General features: G+C 61.7%; 15 protein-coding genes. 1 reads left to right on the top strand and 14 read right to left on the bottom strand.

All coding sequences use genetic code 11. The annotated features are described in order from the left end of the window. Positions 1–51: 51 nt before the first annotated feature. The 8 genes from AC56LK_RS15465 to AC56LK_RS15430 are packed head-to-tail and all read right to left on the bottom strand — an operon-like array spanning position 52 to position 4,926. The gene (locus tag AC56LK_RS15465) at positions 52–258 is read right to left on the bottom strand and encodes a hypothetical protein (RefSeq protein ID WP_497185380.1); all 207 of its coding nucleotides are present in this window, start codon (positions 256–258) and stop codon (positions 52–54) included. Further along, the gene (locus AC56LK_RS15460; RefSeq protein ID WP_497185379.1) at positions 258–575 is read right to left on the bottom strand and encodes a hypothetical protein; all 318 of its coding nucleotides are present in this window, start codon (positions 573–575) and stop codon (positions 258–260) included. Before AC56LK_RS15460 ends, AC56LK_RS15465 begins: the two co-directional genes overlap by 1 nt. Next, positions 575–1,345, bottom strand: coding sequence for a hypothetical protein (locus AC56LK_RS15455; protein ID WP_497185378.1), 771 nt, complete (start codon positions 1,343–1,345; stop codon positions 575–577). The genes AC56LK_RS15460 and AC56LK_RS15455 overlap by 1 nt, the downstream gene beginning before the upstream one ends. After that, the gene (locus AC56LK_RS15450) at positions 1,346–1,870 is read right to left on the bottom strand and encodes a DUF4376 domain-containing protein (RefSeq protein WP_497185377.1); all 525 of its coding nucleotides are present in this window, start codon (positions 1,868–1,870) and stop codon (positions 1,346–1,348) included. Between the two features lies 1 nt (position 1,871). After that, the gene (locus AC56LK_RS15445; RefSeq protein ID WP_497185376.1) at positions 1,872–2,768 is read right to left on the bottom strand and encodes a hypothetical protein; all 897 of its coding nucleotides are present in this window, start codon (positions 2,766–2,768) and stop codon (positions 1,872–1,874) included. Positions 2,769–2,779: 11 nt separating this feature from the next. Continuing rightward, positions 2,780–3,199 carry a hypothetical protein gene (locus AC56LK_RS15440; protein WP_497185375.1) on the bottom strand — a complete coding sequence of 140 codons (420 nt, stop codon included), beginning with the start codon at positions 3,197–3,199 and terminating at the stop codon, positions 2,780–2,782. A 42-nt stretch (positions 3,200–3,241) separates the two neighbouring features. Next, on the bottom strand, positions 3,242–4,714 hold the full coding sequence (locus AC56LK_RS15435) for a phage portal protein (protein WP_497185374.1): 1,473 nt from the start codon (positions 4,712–4,714) through the stop codon (positions 3,242–3,244). Continuing rightward, positions 4,714–4,926, bottom strand: coding sequence for a phage head-tail joining protein (locus tag AC56LK_RS15430; RefSeq protein WP_497185373.1), 213 nt, complete (start codon positions 4,924–4,926; stop codon positions 4,714–4,716). Before AC56LK_RS15430 ends, AC56LK_RS15435 begins: the two co-directional genes overlap by 1 nt. A gap of 311 nt (positions 4,927–5,237) precedes the next feature. On the opposite strand from AC56LK_RS15430, the gene AC56LK_RS15425 reads away from it, so the two are divergent. Further along, a complete protein-coding gene (locus AC56LK_RS15425; protein ID WP_497185372.1) occupies positions 5,238–5,600 on the top strand; it encodes a hypothetical protein in 363 nt (120 codons plus the stop codon). A gap of 147 nt (positions 5,601–5,747) precedes the next feature. On the opposite strand, the gene AC56LK_RS15420 is transcribed toward AC56LK_RS15425, so the two are convergent. The 6 genes from AC56LK_RS15420 to AC56LK_RS15395 form a co-directional block, all read right to left on the bottom strand. Beyond that, entirely contained in the window at positions 5,748–6,107 is a 360-nt protein-coding gene (locus AC56LK_RS15420; RefSeq protein ID WP_497185371.1) for a Mor transcription activator family protein, read from the bottom strand. Further along, positions 6,038–8,029: a phage terminase large subunit family protein gene (locus AC56LK_RS15415; RefSeq protein WP_497185370.1), complete on the bottom strand. Its 1,992-nt coding sequence runs from the start codon at positions 8,027–8,029 to the stop codon at positions 6,038–6,040. Before AC56LK_RS15415 ends, AC56LK_RS15420 begins: the two co-directional genes overlap by 70 nt. Further along, positions 8,026–8,592 (bottom strand): hypothetical protein, encoded by a 567-nt coding sequence (locus tag AC56LK_RS15410; protein ID WP_497185369.1) that lies wholly within the window; start codon positions 8,590–8,592, stop codon positions 8,026–8,028. Before AC56LK_RS15410 ends, AC56LK_RS15415 begins: the two co-directional genes overlap by 4 nt. 124 nt (positions 8,593–8,716) lie before the next feature. After that, complete coding sequence (locus AC56LK_RS15405) at positions 8,717–9,076, bottom strand: hypothetical protein (protein ID WP_497185368.1); 360 nt, start codon at positions 9,074–9,076, stop codon at positions 8,717–8,719. Between the two features lie 46 nt (positions 9,077–9,122). Then, positions 9,123–9,875, bottom strand: coding sequence for a hypothetical protein (locus tag AC56LK_RS15400; protein WP_497185367.1), 753 nt, complete (start codon positions 9,873–9,875; stop codon positions 9,123–9,125). A gap of 290 nt (positions 9,876–10,165) precedes the next feature. After that, positions 10,166–12,907 carry a DUF5906 domain-containing protein gene (locus AC56LK_RS15395; protein WP_497185366.1) on the bottom strand — a complete coding sequence of 914 codons (2,742 nt, stop codon included), beginning with the start codon at positions 12,905–12,907 and terminating at the stop codon, positions 10,166–10,168. Positions 12,908–13,056: the final 149 nt, after the last annotated feature.

The raw sequence follows: 13,056 nt of genomic DNA, 5'->3' as shown, positions 1-13,056 counted from the left end.
TGCAGATTGCCTTGTCTCAATTCTCGGAAAACTGAGACAGTTTTTGCAAAGCTACTTTTCTGCGTCGGCGACGCGGTAACGCCCGGCGTAAAAGACCAAGCTCTTTGCCGGATAGGTAGGTACCGGATGTTGCTCCGCGCCGCTGCCGGCCTGCGCCCCCACGTCCGCAGCCAGGCCGCGGGGTGACGCGCGCGCAGCAGTGTTCGCCGTTGTCACCAGTTCATTAGGCGCTCGCGGCAGTTTGGTCGCATCGAACATCAGTTCTGCACCTTGTTAAAGTAAATGGTCCGGTCGAACTGCTCACCATTAGCGCAGGCCACACGGAAGATGCAGTAGCTTTCTTCTTCATCCGCACCCATACCCTCAAGCTTCACAGCGAGGAGCCCGCCGCGATTCCCCTGCGGCTCCTCCTCTTCCAACAGCGTTACGCCAGAGACGATGGGCGCGAACGAGACAGCGGTAGTCGCGCTGTCCACCAGCTGGTTCGTCACGTCGGCGACGTACCACAGCTTGTCGTTCGGATCCTTGTCGATGTACCACTGGCCATTCAACTCATACGGCTCGATCTTGCCCATTAAAACCTCACTATTCTGGTTCCGCCGTCATATTCGACGACACGTATTCCACCGTTGAAGACGACTGCACGCTTACCACCACCGAATAAAACAGTGCGCGCGGCAGGCACCTTGGTGGCATCAATAGGAGCACCGGTAACACTGTCCCGGAATTCGATCGGATGAGCGACCAGTGCAAAGCTCACGCTCCCCACTTTTAGTCGCCGGGCCACGCACATGCCTATGTTTCCACCTGCGAGAGACAACACCGCCGACGTTATCGCAATGTCATAGTTGCCACCTGCGGTTGCCGGCCTATGCTCGAACTGGATCAGCCCGCCCATCACCGCCATCTCGATTGGAGTGGCGGCAAGACGACGCGACATGCGAAGCACGACCTTACCAAGCGGCATCACCAGGTTTGCGGCACCGGTCGCGACACGGCGCGCCGCCTTTATGGAGACTTGGGCGGTTGCCATGTTCAACGCCGCCGGCTGAACTGCTACCTTGTGCGAAGCGGCCAGGAGCACACTGCCGCCGGCTACACTCAGCGGTGCTGGTTGTACACCGAGCGCCCGAAGTGCTCCCAGGGAGACAGGGCCAGCGCCGATTGCCAGCGCAGCCGACGTCAGTGCGAAACGCCGCGACACACGCATCGTCACCTCGCCGCCGCCCAATAGGAGGGGTGCCGATGTGACCGCAACACTGCTGGGCAGGTTGCCCGCTTGCTGCATTGCGGCCGGCCGAAGGCCAATCGGGCTCAGGCCGATAGCAGACAGACCGATTGCCATTTAGGCCTCAGGCCAGAAAGCTTCTAGGTCGTAGGGCGACGAGCCATCCCATACCGCAATCGCATCGTCATGATTCCACTTCGCCTGATACAGAGCGGTGACGCGATCAGATGCTGCAACACATAGCGCGCTGATCTGTTGGGCCGTCATCATGTGCGTACGGTTTTCCTGATCGCGGAAAGGGAAGGCTGCATCCGTGACGCCAGCCTGGATCGCCATGAGCGCGCGCGTCGCGAGTCCATTAAGGTTGGACAGGTCCTGAGCTTGCCTAACCTGGATGTGTCCTTGGGTACCATCTGGGAAGGCGTAAGGCACCCCTGCATCCTGGCGAGCCACACGATCAATGGCCACCGCCGCGAGCAACTCTGCGCGCAGGGCCGCCACTGGGTCGTAAGCGTCAATAACTGCCTGCACCGCCGCGTCGTCGCTCGACAGCCAGGTACCATCCTGCTGGTGCAGCCAATGGCCAGCCGCTGCGACTGCCGCATGCAGGCCCGCGCCCTTTTCGGTGTATTCGATGCTCATATCACTTCCAGACGAGGATGGGGGCCGCCGCATTCACGAAACTCGATGGCGATCCGCTTGAGCCAGTCATCGCACTAGTTCCAACCGTGAACGCGCCATAAGTGCGGGTGCGGGTGACGAAGCGAGATGCGCGCACGCCCAGCATGCCCAATGGCCCAGGAGTCACCGTTTCGCTGCCCATAATCCCAGGCGCTCCATCGGAGACAATGCACATCCAATACCAGCCAGGCGAGAGTAGGCGGCCCGACACGGCAGCGGTGACAATCCCGGTAGCATTCACAGACAGGTTGTTCGCCGCGATCAGAACTGCTCCGGGCACACCATTGACTGGGTCCATCGAGGCTAGGCATGCAGATAGCAGCTTGCCCGCCGCAAGCGTTGTTACGTTCACACCGAGCGAGGTCAGTGCAAAGCCCGCTTCGATCCTTACCGGCGTCATGTAGAGCGTGTTTGCGCCAATAGCGGTAGATGCGAAGTCGAACGTGTTAGCGAGGTTAGCCCCCACGCAGAAGCCATTCGGGCCGATACCATATGCCGCTTCGAAGTTGGCGCGCGCCGGGTAGGCGGTAGCTCCGCCCTCAGCAATCGCAGTCAGGTAAACGCGCACATTGGACGCGCCGAAAGTCAAGGCCGATGGGGCAGACTGGTTGAAGGTCGTTCCATTCCAGGTCTCGACCGGGCGCGAGCGTGTGAGCACGTTGGCCGCCACGGTGCCGAAGCCGCTTTCAGCCTTGCTCACCGTGGCGTGCGTAGCGTCCGTGTACTCAACGATCGAATACTCGACCGTCTGGCCGTCGATAAATGCCGCTGCGGGCAACGCCAGGCCATCGGCTGCGGCAAGCGCGAGCGCCCCGGCACCGCCGGTCGACGTGCCTCCACCAACATAGTTGTTCCGCATGGGGCAGCCTATTAGCTCAGCGTCAGGACGCCAGCCGCGCCGTCGAAGTCAATCGTCAGCGATTCGCCGTCGAGCAGGGTGATGCTGTCGCCGCGGTCGACGTAGCCGACGAGGGGCTTACCGGTAGCCGAGTCGTTGTACACGACTACGTAACGGAACGGGCCGACCGAACCGCCAGCCGCAGTGATCACCTCATCGGCGATGGCGACCTTGGCCGTCCCGGCGCTTTCGGACAGGACGACGGAATCGAGGGCATAGCCGCCGGCGACATAGCCGCCCGACGCCGCGATCTGGGTAACGTCGGCCAAGACCGTGTTGGCGGCGAGCGGCGCGGCGTTGGTCAGTGCGACCTTGAAGGTATGCGACCCGAAGTTGTGCACGCCGCGCAGCACCTGCTCGGCGAAATCTTGGATTTTTTGAAGTTGTGGCATGTCGATCTCGTTGGTTGGCTCGGATGAATAGCCCGATGATTATCAGGCTGCAGTCGCTTTATCAGCCCCGCCTTGCGGGGTCGGGAGATTCCCGCGTTGCATAAACAGCATGGTGTCAAGGATGCCCAGCTCCGTCAGCTTGTCGAAATCGGATTTCCACTCGGCGAAGACAACCTCTGGGTCGTAGCCACGCTGTCGGAGCTTCTCGCTGATGGTGGAAAGACCTGCGCCAATCTCGGCCTGGTCAGCCTTCACGTCCTGCTCCGGATTGACGTAGTCCCACTTCGGCGGGCTGAAGTCGACCGACTTGTCGCGTCCTTTGATCATTCCTGCCAAGAAGGCATGCTCGACGAATGCATCGTGAATCGGCACGAGCAACTTCGGGATCACCACCAGCCACTGCAGCGCCTGCACCATGCGTCGGAAATCCAGCAAGCGGACACGCGCACTGCTGAAGTTCACGCCGCTCATGTCGCCGGTCAGCATCTCGTAGGGAACGCCGATACCGGCAGCAATCAGGTGCAGCTGGTACTTGACGTAGTCGACGTAGCCTGGGGCCGCCTTCGGCTCGACCACAGTGAAGTTCATCCCGGCAGGCATGCCCACGACAGTGCCACCGCCCAGGTCACCTAGGTCGCGCGCTCCCTGTCTCTGATCGCCTGCGCCACCAAGCGAAGCCGGATTCTCCATTTGAGTCATATCCCCACTGGCCAGCACCGAAAGGCGCGTCTCCAGGTTCTTGCGGGCTAACTCGGCATCTTCGTACAACTGCAGATCGCGCACCCGGCTGATAACCGGTGCCAGACGGGAGAAGCCGCGGCCTTGTCCTGGCCTCTTGGGATTGAATAGGTGGATGATGTCCTTCGCCGGTACGCGCTGGCTCTGCGCCCGGCCGCGCGTTACCGCAACTTCACCAGGATGCTGGTCCCACAGGTAGTAGGCCGCCACGGCGCCGAGCATGTCGTACTCGATGCCATTGATGATGGTGTTGCCTTTGAGCGTGCCGTTTCGTGCGCTATCGAGCCAGTCGATCTCCAGCAGTTGGAGCTGCAGCGGAACAGGCAGGCCATCGGTCGGACGGCGCGTGCGTTTGCGCACAAGCACCTCACCGTCCTGCTCCATCGCAAAGTAGGCCGCCTTCACCAGGCCGTAGTAGTCGAATCGGCCGTCGGCATCGCACACCTTGGCCCACTCTTTGAACAGCTCGTTGATCACTTCTTTCTCGCGACCAGTGGCGCGAGGGATGATGCCGGTACCGATAGTGGCCGTAGCCAGACCTTCCATGCCGGCCTCAATGTAGGGGACGTTCTGCACGAGCGCGCGCGCTTTAACTCTCACCGCCTGGGCATCGGCCCGGTGGTCTGCATTGGCACTTGCACCCGCGCGGCGCGGGCGCCAGGTATCGCGCTGGCTGGCCGCTTCGTAAGCGCGGGCCAGCTGTTGACGGGCAAAGTGCCGGGCAATACCGGCATGCGGATTGACCCAGCCGACGATACGGTCGAGCAGGTTCGGCATCAGTCGCCCCTCGACGTAGTGAAATTGAATTTGAAGGTAGCAGGGCCGCGGTTTCGCGAGCTCCCGTTGACCACCGTCGCAACGTGGGTACGCGCGGCGATGAGCGCTGCGGTGGACTGATAAGTAACTTTGCGCCCGTCGAACTCCACTGACAACGTGCCAGAGGCAATAGCGGAATCGAGCGCGTCGAGGTCAGATTGAGAGAGGGCCATGCCGCTAAGGGTAGCGACATGCCTGTCTCATTTCTCGGAAAAATGAGACTCAGTTGGAATAAACTTAGTCCGACTCTTTAGAGCCAGATAGGTTAAAAATATCCAGAGTTCACTTCAGTTGAAGTCCCGCACCATTGATAGATATAAGACACCACACAGCCCGGAATGAATACCACGGTGTGCTTTTCATTTCATTAATTTATGCTCTAGTTTGACCCAAATCAAATAAAACCAAAAAGTCTGTCCAAGGTCATTACGAAAGCGCATCATAAGGTCGGTCACATGACCTTTGAACCTGACAGGAGGCTATCGTGAAAATGCAGTTCAATGAACAATTAGCGTCAGCGCTTCATGAAATAGCTACAAAGATCCAGGCCGACCGCAACTTATGCACACAGTTCACGCGCAGTCCCACTGAAGCAGTAATTGCTCATCTAAACGAAAAAGGGGTTCCGATCCCGGAGCAGTTCCATGCGCATGCAGTTCATCGTGGGAATCCCCTACCCGAAGAACCAATGCTTGCAACTGTCGACCGCTACATCTATATTTTCCGAAAGAATGGGCTTTTCGAGTTCAAGCAGGTTCCAGGGTCTGTGGACGGAGACGATTCAATCTTGAACAATCCAGCTCGCGGAGCATGCTGTTGTTGCAACTGCTGTGCCGTTGAGATTTGAAACTGTTTCGCCTCGACGCCAGCTTGCAGTTGGCGTCTCCCCGCGCCATATCTTGTTCATCCGTGAATGATTGGCCCCGCATATAAATCTGCGTTCGTCTTTCGAGTGGGTCAAGAACAGAGACTCGAAGTGTCACAGATCAAAGTACTATTTCCTGCTGCCTTCCTGCTTGATGATCCGGTACACAGTAGCGCGCCCGATCCCTAGCCGGCGCGCCACCTCGGCGGCGTTCCGACCATTGAACACGCGGAGCACCTCCGCCGTAATCCGGGCGCGCTCAGCGGTCGACCGGCGTGGAATATAGATCTCGATCCCGCTAAACTCCCGCCGAACTTCTTCTTTCAGGAACGCAGTGCGGTGCGCCAAATCGGGAAATTCTGTTTCGATGAACGCGAAGATGGCATCGACTAAGTCAGGATCGTCAAGCACCTCGCAGCTCACCACTGCCTCCCGACGGGCCGGCGCGGCATATTTGGAGTTGATGTGGATTTCGTCGTTGGTGGCCATGGTGCGGTTCTCGATTGTTCTACTGGTGGTGGCACTGCGGGTGAGGCAGCGGTCGCCGCCGGGCTTTCTTCGGTTTGCCCGGACGGCTGCTCGAACAGGTCAGGGGTGTCCGGGTCAACGAAGTCGCGCACAACCTTCCACTGCGCCGGCGTCTTCTTGTGCAGGCCAAGGTAGTGCGCGCATGCGACACCATAGACCATAAGGTCGCCCGCTTCGTTGCGGTCGGCCTTCTTCTTTTCCCAGACCCGAACCTTGCGCCCCCGCTTGAACACGGCCACGCAGTATTCAGCGGTAAGCTGCTCGTAATACTCGGCCGGCAGGTTGGACGGGAAGTGGATGGCGCCCGGACCGCTGGCGAGGTGGTAGCGTACGGCCAGGTAGTCCTTTGCCGTGTCGGTACCGATCAGCCACAGCTTGGCGCCGTGCGGCATGACCTTGCCCTGCCAGTTCACGTCGACCAGCGTCGGCTTTGCGCTCAAGATCGGCTTGTTCAGCGTCGACGCACCTTTAATTGCGTAGATATTGCGGTGCTGCCGGGTCCGGGTGAAGTTGTAGACATCGTGCGTATTCGCGCCGCCCGAGTCGATGAAGGCCGCACCGATCGGCAGCATGCGCCCCCCAGCGTGCTGATACCGCTCGAGCAGGGCCTGGTCGAGCTTTTCCTGCGTCGCCTGATCGGATGGCGAGCCGGAGATCACCTGGTAGTCGACGACCCATGCTTCCATTCCTTCGCCCCACGCCAGCACCTTGAGCTCGAAACGGTCGGGCTGGGTGTCGACTGTGGCGGTGAGGATCAGGCCGCCGCGCGGTACCGTACCCATCTTGTAATCTTCGGCACGCGCCTGCAGCTCGGCCGCCTTGGTCTGCTCCTTCTTCCGTTCCCAGCAGCGCGCCAGGCGCGTGTTGTAGAACGTGATCATCAACTCGTCGGCGCCCTCCTCCAGCTTGGCGCGGGCCGCGCGGTATTCACGCAAGAGCGCGATCCAGGGGAGCCAGCCATAGGGCGCGAACATCGCATTAATCGTGAAGCTAACCGTCTCGCCATCACCTGGCACGCCGTCCGACCAGAGGCCGCGCGCGAACATCCGGTTCTTGTCGGTCTCGTACATCATGGCGCCACACTCGACGCAGGGGTAGACGGCGCGGCCCTCATCGTCCTGTTGCAGGCGTTCGAACATCAGAGGCTGGGCATGACTACAATGCACGCATTCGGCCAGCGCCTCCTGCTGGGTCCCCTGCTGGAACAGGTTCTCGATGATCGACTGCCCGGTAATGGTCGGCGAGCTGGGGAAGTAGCTCTTGCGGTTACGCTCGAACGTTGTCTGGCGCGCCTTCGCCAGCTGCACCGGATCACCCTCGCCGTTGACGTTCGCTTCGGCCCGGTCCACTTCGTCGAACAGCACCCGGCGCGCCGGGATCTCCGACAGGTTGGCGGCGGCACCGGCCGTGACGATATGGAGGGAACCGCCGATGTATTCCTTCGTGTCGAGGGTGTTGACGGAATCGCGCGAGCGCGGCGCGGCAACCCGCTCGCGCACTTCAGGGACCGCGGCGATGGTCTTGCTTACTCGCGCGCTGGTACGCTTGGCCAGCTTGCCAGTAGGGAGGATCCATAGGAAGTTTGCCGGCGACTGGTGCACGCTCGCACAGAACCAGTTCAGGCCCACCTGGGTCTTGAGCATCTGCGACGCCCCCATGAGGGCCACAGTCTTGCACCAGTGCGAATCGGACAGCGCTTCCATCACCGCACGCGCGTGAGGCGTACGGCTGGTTCGGTACTTGCCCGACTCATTCGCCCCCGATTCCTTCGGGATGATCATGTACTGGTCGGCCCAGGCGTCGACCGTCATGTTCGGATCGGGCGCGAGCCCACGCGCCAACGCTGGCTGGACGACGGTGGCAGCTTGTGCGAAGCGGATCATTCGACCGCACCTTCCACATGGACGGCCAGCTTCTCGTTGAAGCCGTGCGCCAGGCTTTCGAGCAGCAGGCGGTGTTCGCGCTCGATCACCGCCTCGCATTCGTCAGCGGTGGTCAGGGCCGCGACATCCGCAGCGATGCGGCGTGCGCAGTTCGTTAAACCATCCCGCAGTGCGCGCGCCGCTTCGAACACGGCGGCGTCCACGTCGCTCTTCACCAGGAACTGGCCGGCCTGCTCAGCGAGCTTGAGCTCGGCAAGGGTCGCCTCCGCCGCCTCCCGCCGCGCGCGGCTCGAATCGTATCCCGGCACCTTCGCTGGCGACTCCGGACCTCCCGCCCCTCCCGCACCCGCCGTTGCTCCGGGCTGCGCCCCACTTGCCAGATGGTCAGGGCGGTTGCTGTTCGCCCGCTGGCGGGTGTTGCGCTGGTACAGGTGAGTCGCGTACTCGGGGTCGACCTTCCCGTCCGTCACCGGAATCTCGCAGCGCTTGACTGCGTCATACGCGGACTGGCGCGAGATTCCCACGGTCTTGGCCCACTCAGCGATGGTTGTCAGGTTCGGCATGTGTTTCGGTACGTTGTCAGGATGTTTGTCAGGAAATGTTTTCGGGTTCCGCTAGTGCGATGACGGGGCCTGAATTACCCTTGCCTGCTATAGGCTGGGAAGAACCTAGACCCGGGGGGAGTGGTCAGCCCCTCGCCTTTTCTCGCTCCATCTTTTCGTCGATCGCTTCGCGCAGCCAGTCGACGCTGGAGTGATGCAGGTACTGCGAGTTGATCCCAGTGCCCTTGCCGGCCAGGCGCTTGATCTGGTTCACGAGATATTCGGTCTCGCCCTGGATGCACATCCGGTCCAGCATCGGCCGCACTTGCACAAGCTCGTGCTTCGGTGTGGTCGCCCACGAGTGCAGCTTCTCGACCACGAAGCGGATGACACCGTAGATCGAACCGATGATCATCACCTTGTAGGCCCAGAAGCCGATCAACACCCAGAGCGCGGTTTGGGGCAGCTTGGCAACCATCTCCACGATCATTTGAAGTTCTTCCATTTACCTCTCCCCTTTGCGCCGCCCTCATCGCCGGGCGGCATGGCGTTTACAAACGTGCGGTGCGCAGCGCCTTCTGCAGCTCGGCGTCGAAGTGGACCGGGAAGCGGGCATCGATCGTGGCCTGGGCAACCTCGTGGAACTTCAAGCGCGCTTGGTACTCGACCTTCGACACGAAGATGAAGACCGGACGGATGGCGGTGCCGTGGCCGAAGCGACGCTTCAGGTACACGCCAGGCAGCAGGCCGCGGTTACCGTTCGGCAGGGCGAAGTAGGTCACGCCCTGGCGCGCGATGGTGCGGTTCGAACGCTGGCTGCCCGTGGCGCGCGACTCGTGGCCGGCGCTGCGCTGCACCTTCAGCTGGGACACGATCTGGGTGATCTGGCCACGGCGGATGTTCCCGTTGCCGTCCAGCTGGGCGCCCGCCGCTGGCACCAGGTACCAGCCGTCCGGCATCAGGCCGTTGGACTGGAGCAGGCGCTCAGCGCCCTTGTGCCGCCGCTGGCCACCGAAGATCTGTGGACCGAGGAAGCGATCAGCCGGCACACCCTTGCCAAACGGGTTGTCCTTGACCCAGACGCGCGCCTCGAGACTGGTCTTCGTTGCCCGCTTGAGGAACATGCCGTTCAAGGCATACGCGGTCGGACGGTCGAATGCCGTGCGCATCTCACCCTTGATCGCGGCCTGGACATCCTGTGCGGTCCTGGTCAGCGACACGGCAGCGACAAACGGACCCTGCCTGCCCAGCTCACTGATCCTGTCGGCCATGGCCGGGAAGTTCGACTTGATGCTCATCCTCATTGCGCGCCCTCTTTCGTTCGATTACAGGGTTTATCAGGCTCAGCCTGATACTCCGTTACGCGGAAACCCGCATGGATACTGGCTCTTAACAGGGTTAACAGGGTTAACGTGGTAGTTCTTACACACACGAGGATTTGAAAAGGCTTGTGGAATCGGACTCTGATTCATTACGTGTGCGCGCTCGACCCCTGTTAACCCTGTTAACCCTGTAGAACCCGCATGGATGCTGGATTTCAGCGTTACAGCCTTGGTGCATTGGGTGTTAGACCCTGTTAAGCAGCGGGCCGAATTCATGCCGTACCCTCGATTTCGTCGAGCTTGCGGAAGCGCTCGCACTGCTGGCTGAGCGTCTTCGGCTCTTCGCCCTCGGGTTGAAGCACATGGAAGACCGTCAGCAGCCGCTTGGCGGCACCGCCGATCGTCACCCACTGCCGATCTTTCTTGACGCGCTGGGCAATCAGCTCAGCGAACCTGGTGAGCGTCAGGGCCCGGAAGCCATACTTCCTGCAGTAGCGTGAGTAGGCCGCGTACAGATCCTCCGAAAGGCAGGAGCAGTACGGCACGTTGAGCTCGCCGGCAGCCCAGGCCAGGTAGAACGCTTCCCAATCCGGGCGCCCGAAGTTGATCATCCGTTCCTTCGATGCCGTCATCACTGGCTTGGTGTGCGGTGTGAAGTCACCGAGCGGGTACTCGAGCAGAAAGGCGTAGAAGGCTGCGCTCAGCCCGTTGTCCAGGCCAAGCCTGATCGCATCCAGCAAAGAAGGGTCAAGGGAAGTGCGCGCCTCGACCACCTGGAAGCGGCGGTCCTCGGGCTCGATCGGCACCGCCTGGAACTCGTTCGACAGCATCACCACGTTCATGTGGTTCGCTTCGGTTCGGTCGTCCTTGAACTTCTGGCTGATCGGCATATCCCGGCCGGTGATCATGTGCTTGATCAGGCCGAAGTGGCTGTACTTGTCCTGCCGGGACAGGATCTCTTCGAACAGCACGAACAGCTTCTGTGACCGCCAGTGCGTGTACTGCGCCTCCAGCTGGTGTTGGCCGCCGGTGGCACCGTGCTCGCCGTAGATCGGCTTGACGATCCCTTCGAAGAACAGGCTCTTGCCGGTGCCCTGCTTCTCGCCGAAGAACAGCAGCGCGGTTTGCATCTTGGCGCCAGGGTGCTGCAGTGGATAGGCCAGCCAGCACAGCACCCAGTTGAGTATCTCGTCGCAGTTCGCCTCGCTGCTGCACAGGCTATGCAGCAGGGCCACGGCAAGGCCGGCCTTCGCTTCATCCTTCTTCGGCGTCAGCGGGAAGCCCTGGAACATGTTGATGTGCGTGTCCAGGTCGACGCGCTGCGTCGGGTCGAACACCAGCTTGTCGAGGTCGACCTCGCGGTGCATCGGGTGACCGATCCAGCGTGAGGCAAGGTCGGACCCGCGGGCCAAGGCCATCGCGTCATATGCGATCACGGTGCGCTTCTCGGCGTCCCACACGGTCTTGGTCCCGTAGAGCAGCGTATACCGGTCCAGCATCATCACGATGTTGTCGGCCCCCGCTCCCCCTTCGTCGACAGCCACGCCACGGATGGTCTTCGGCAGGTTGCGCGGGCTGATCGTTTTGCGGTCGACATGCGACGACCAGGCTGCAGCACCTTCCTTGCCCATCATGTCGACGAAAGCGGCGCGCTTCATGCGCAGCTTGTTGAGCGAATCCCAGACATCGGTCGAACCGTGCACCAGGGCGCAGTGTTCGAGTGCCCATTGCAGTGTGAAGATGCCCTTCATCACTGGCTCTGCGGGTGCCGAAGGGGCCGGGGAAACAGGCGGTGCCATAGGTGGCGGCGCATCGTCGAAATAGTCCGGTACGTCGTCAGCGGTTGCGTCGCCGGTGGTTTCACCGATGAGGGCGCGGGAGCGCGCGGCCAGCACCTGGACTCGCACCACGTCAAGCGATTCGGCACGCTGCAAGTCGTTGAAGTCGGATTCCTTGCTCTCAGCTGCGCGGTCTGTGAAATGCGGGATGACCACGGAAGCGTTGCCCACGGTCCGCGCCGCGGCGCGCGAGCGCGATACGCCAGCATTCTCGAACTTCAGCAAGCGCACCATGCGGCCGGCGCGGATGTCTGCCTCGATGTACGGCGTGTCCGTCTGGTCCTTGCGCCAGGTGGCACGCACGCGGACGATGTCACCAGTGCTCGACGCCAGCTCATGATCGGCACCATCAATGACCGGCTCCCATTGGGCGCCGAAGTCGTCGCGCAGGCACTCGCCCAGGCGCGCCACGATGCGCATGTCGTCATCAGCCAGGAACAGCAGGTGCGCCTGAGGGAAGTCGTGGCGCAGTTGCTGCGCGACGGCCATCAGGTTGCCGGCATTGAAGGCCACCATGGTCGGGGTGTCGAAGCCGGTCGCTTTGCGCACCGTACCGCAGGTAGCGTAGCCCTCGCCGATTTCGATCAGAGGCGTCTCGGCTGTGACGCGGCCAAGCAGGAAGCAACCACCCACCATGTCCATGCCGGTGCTGAAACGCTTGTCTCCGTCCGGCTGGATCCGCTGCAGGCCAACCAGGCGGGCCTGGCCGTCGCGATACTTGCGCACCGGGACCAGCAGCACGCCGTCCGCGTCCACCCGTAGGCCCTCATTGTCGACGCCCTTGCGCTCCAGGTAAGCGGAGGCCTTCTGTGCATCTGCCTTAGCCCAGTCACCACGCGCCCGGTTGGCAGCCATCTCCGCCTTGCGCAGCTTGCGCTCGGCCTCCTGGCGTTCGAAGTCGGCCTGCTTACGCTCCGCTTCGGCCCGTTCCTCCGGCGTGACGCCTTCCCAGTCGATCTTGACCGAGGTTGCATTCTGGTTGGTGCCTTGCCAGACCCCGAAGCCGCCGGTGATGACGCGGCGGCCTGAACGCAGGTTCAGCTCGCGCAGCACGTACCAGGCTTTTTTCTTCAGGCCGAAGCGGTGAACCTTCCCGTCGAACAGCGGGTGGCCGGAGGGAAGCTGCGGAAGACCCGCCGCGGCCATCTGCTCGATGACTTGGTCAAGCGTCGCCATGTGCGACCTCCTGACTTGCCTGGAGTATTGCCAGCTGCGCCTGGAGGTGCGCGAGGACCCGGGCCTTGTCGACGGGCGCCGGAGCCGGAGCATCACGAAGCAGGCGACGGCGTGCCTGCAGCTCAGCTTCGACCGTGCGCGGCTTCAGT

Source organism: Telluria sp. ZB4P36 (genome assembly GCF_059685865.1).
Note: the sequence above shows the minus strand (reverse complement) of the source record. Positions and strands in the feature narration are given on the sequence as shown.

Coding starts and splice junctions, on each gene's coding strand:
- AC56LK_RS15445 (WP_497185376.1), bottom strand. CDS start 2,768: ATGCGGAACAACTATGTTGGTGGAGGCACGTCGACCGGCGGTGCCGGG.
- AC56LK_RS15440 (WP_497185375.1), bottom strand. CDS start 3,199: ATGCCACAACTTCAAAAAATCCAAGATTTCGCCGAGCAGGTGCTGCGC.
- AC56LK_RS15455 (WP_497185378.1), bottom strand. CDS start 1,345: ATGGCAATCGGTCTGTCTGCTATCGGCCTGAGCCCGATTGGCCTTCGG.
- AC56LK_RS15460 (WP_497185379.1), bottom strand. CDS start 575: ATGGGCAAGATCGAGCCGTATGAGTTGAATGGCCAGTGGTACATCGAC.
- AC56LK_RS15410 (WP_497185369.1), bottom strand. CDS start 8,592: ATGCCGAACCTGACAACCATCGCTGAGTGGGCCAAGACCGTGGGAATC.
- AC56LK_RS15435 (WP_497185374.1), bottom strand. CDS start 4,714: ATGCCGAACCTGCTCGACCGTATCGTCGGCTGGGTCAATCCGCATGCC.
- AC56LK_RS15465 (WP_497185380.1), bottom strand. CDS start 258: ATGTTCGATGCGACCAAACTGCCGCGAGCGCCTAATGAACTGGTGACA.
- AC56LK_RS15395 (WP_497185366.1), bottom strand. CDS start 12,907: ATGGCGACGCTTGACCAAGTCATCGAGCAGATGGCCGCGGCGGGTCTT.
- AC56LK_RS15400 (WP_497185367.1), bottom strand. CDS start 9,875: ATGAGGATGAGCATCAAGTCGAACTTCCCGGCCATGGCCGACAGGATC.
- AC56LK_RS15450 (WP_497185377.1), bottom strand. CDS start 1,870: ATGAGCATCGAATACACCGAAAAGGGCGCGGGCCTGCATGCGGCAGTC.
- AC56LK_RS15430 (WP_497185373.1), bottom strand. CDS start 4,926: ATGGCCCTCTCTCAATCTGACCTCGACGCGCTCGATTCCGCTATTGCC.
- AC56LK_RS15420 (WP_497185371.1), bottom strand. CDS start 6,107: ATGGCCACCAACGACGAAATCCACATCAACTCCAAATATGCCGCGCCG.
- AC56LK_RS15415 (WP_497185370.1), bottom strand. CDS start 8,029: ATGATCCGCTTCGCACAAGCTGCCACCGTCGTCCAGCCAGCGTTGGCG.
- AC56LK_RS15405 (WP_497185368.1), bottom strand. CDS start 9,076: ATGGAAGAACTTCAAATGATCGTGGAGATGGTTGCCAAGCTGCCCCAA.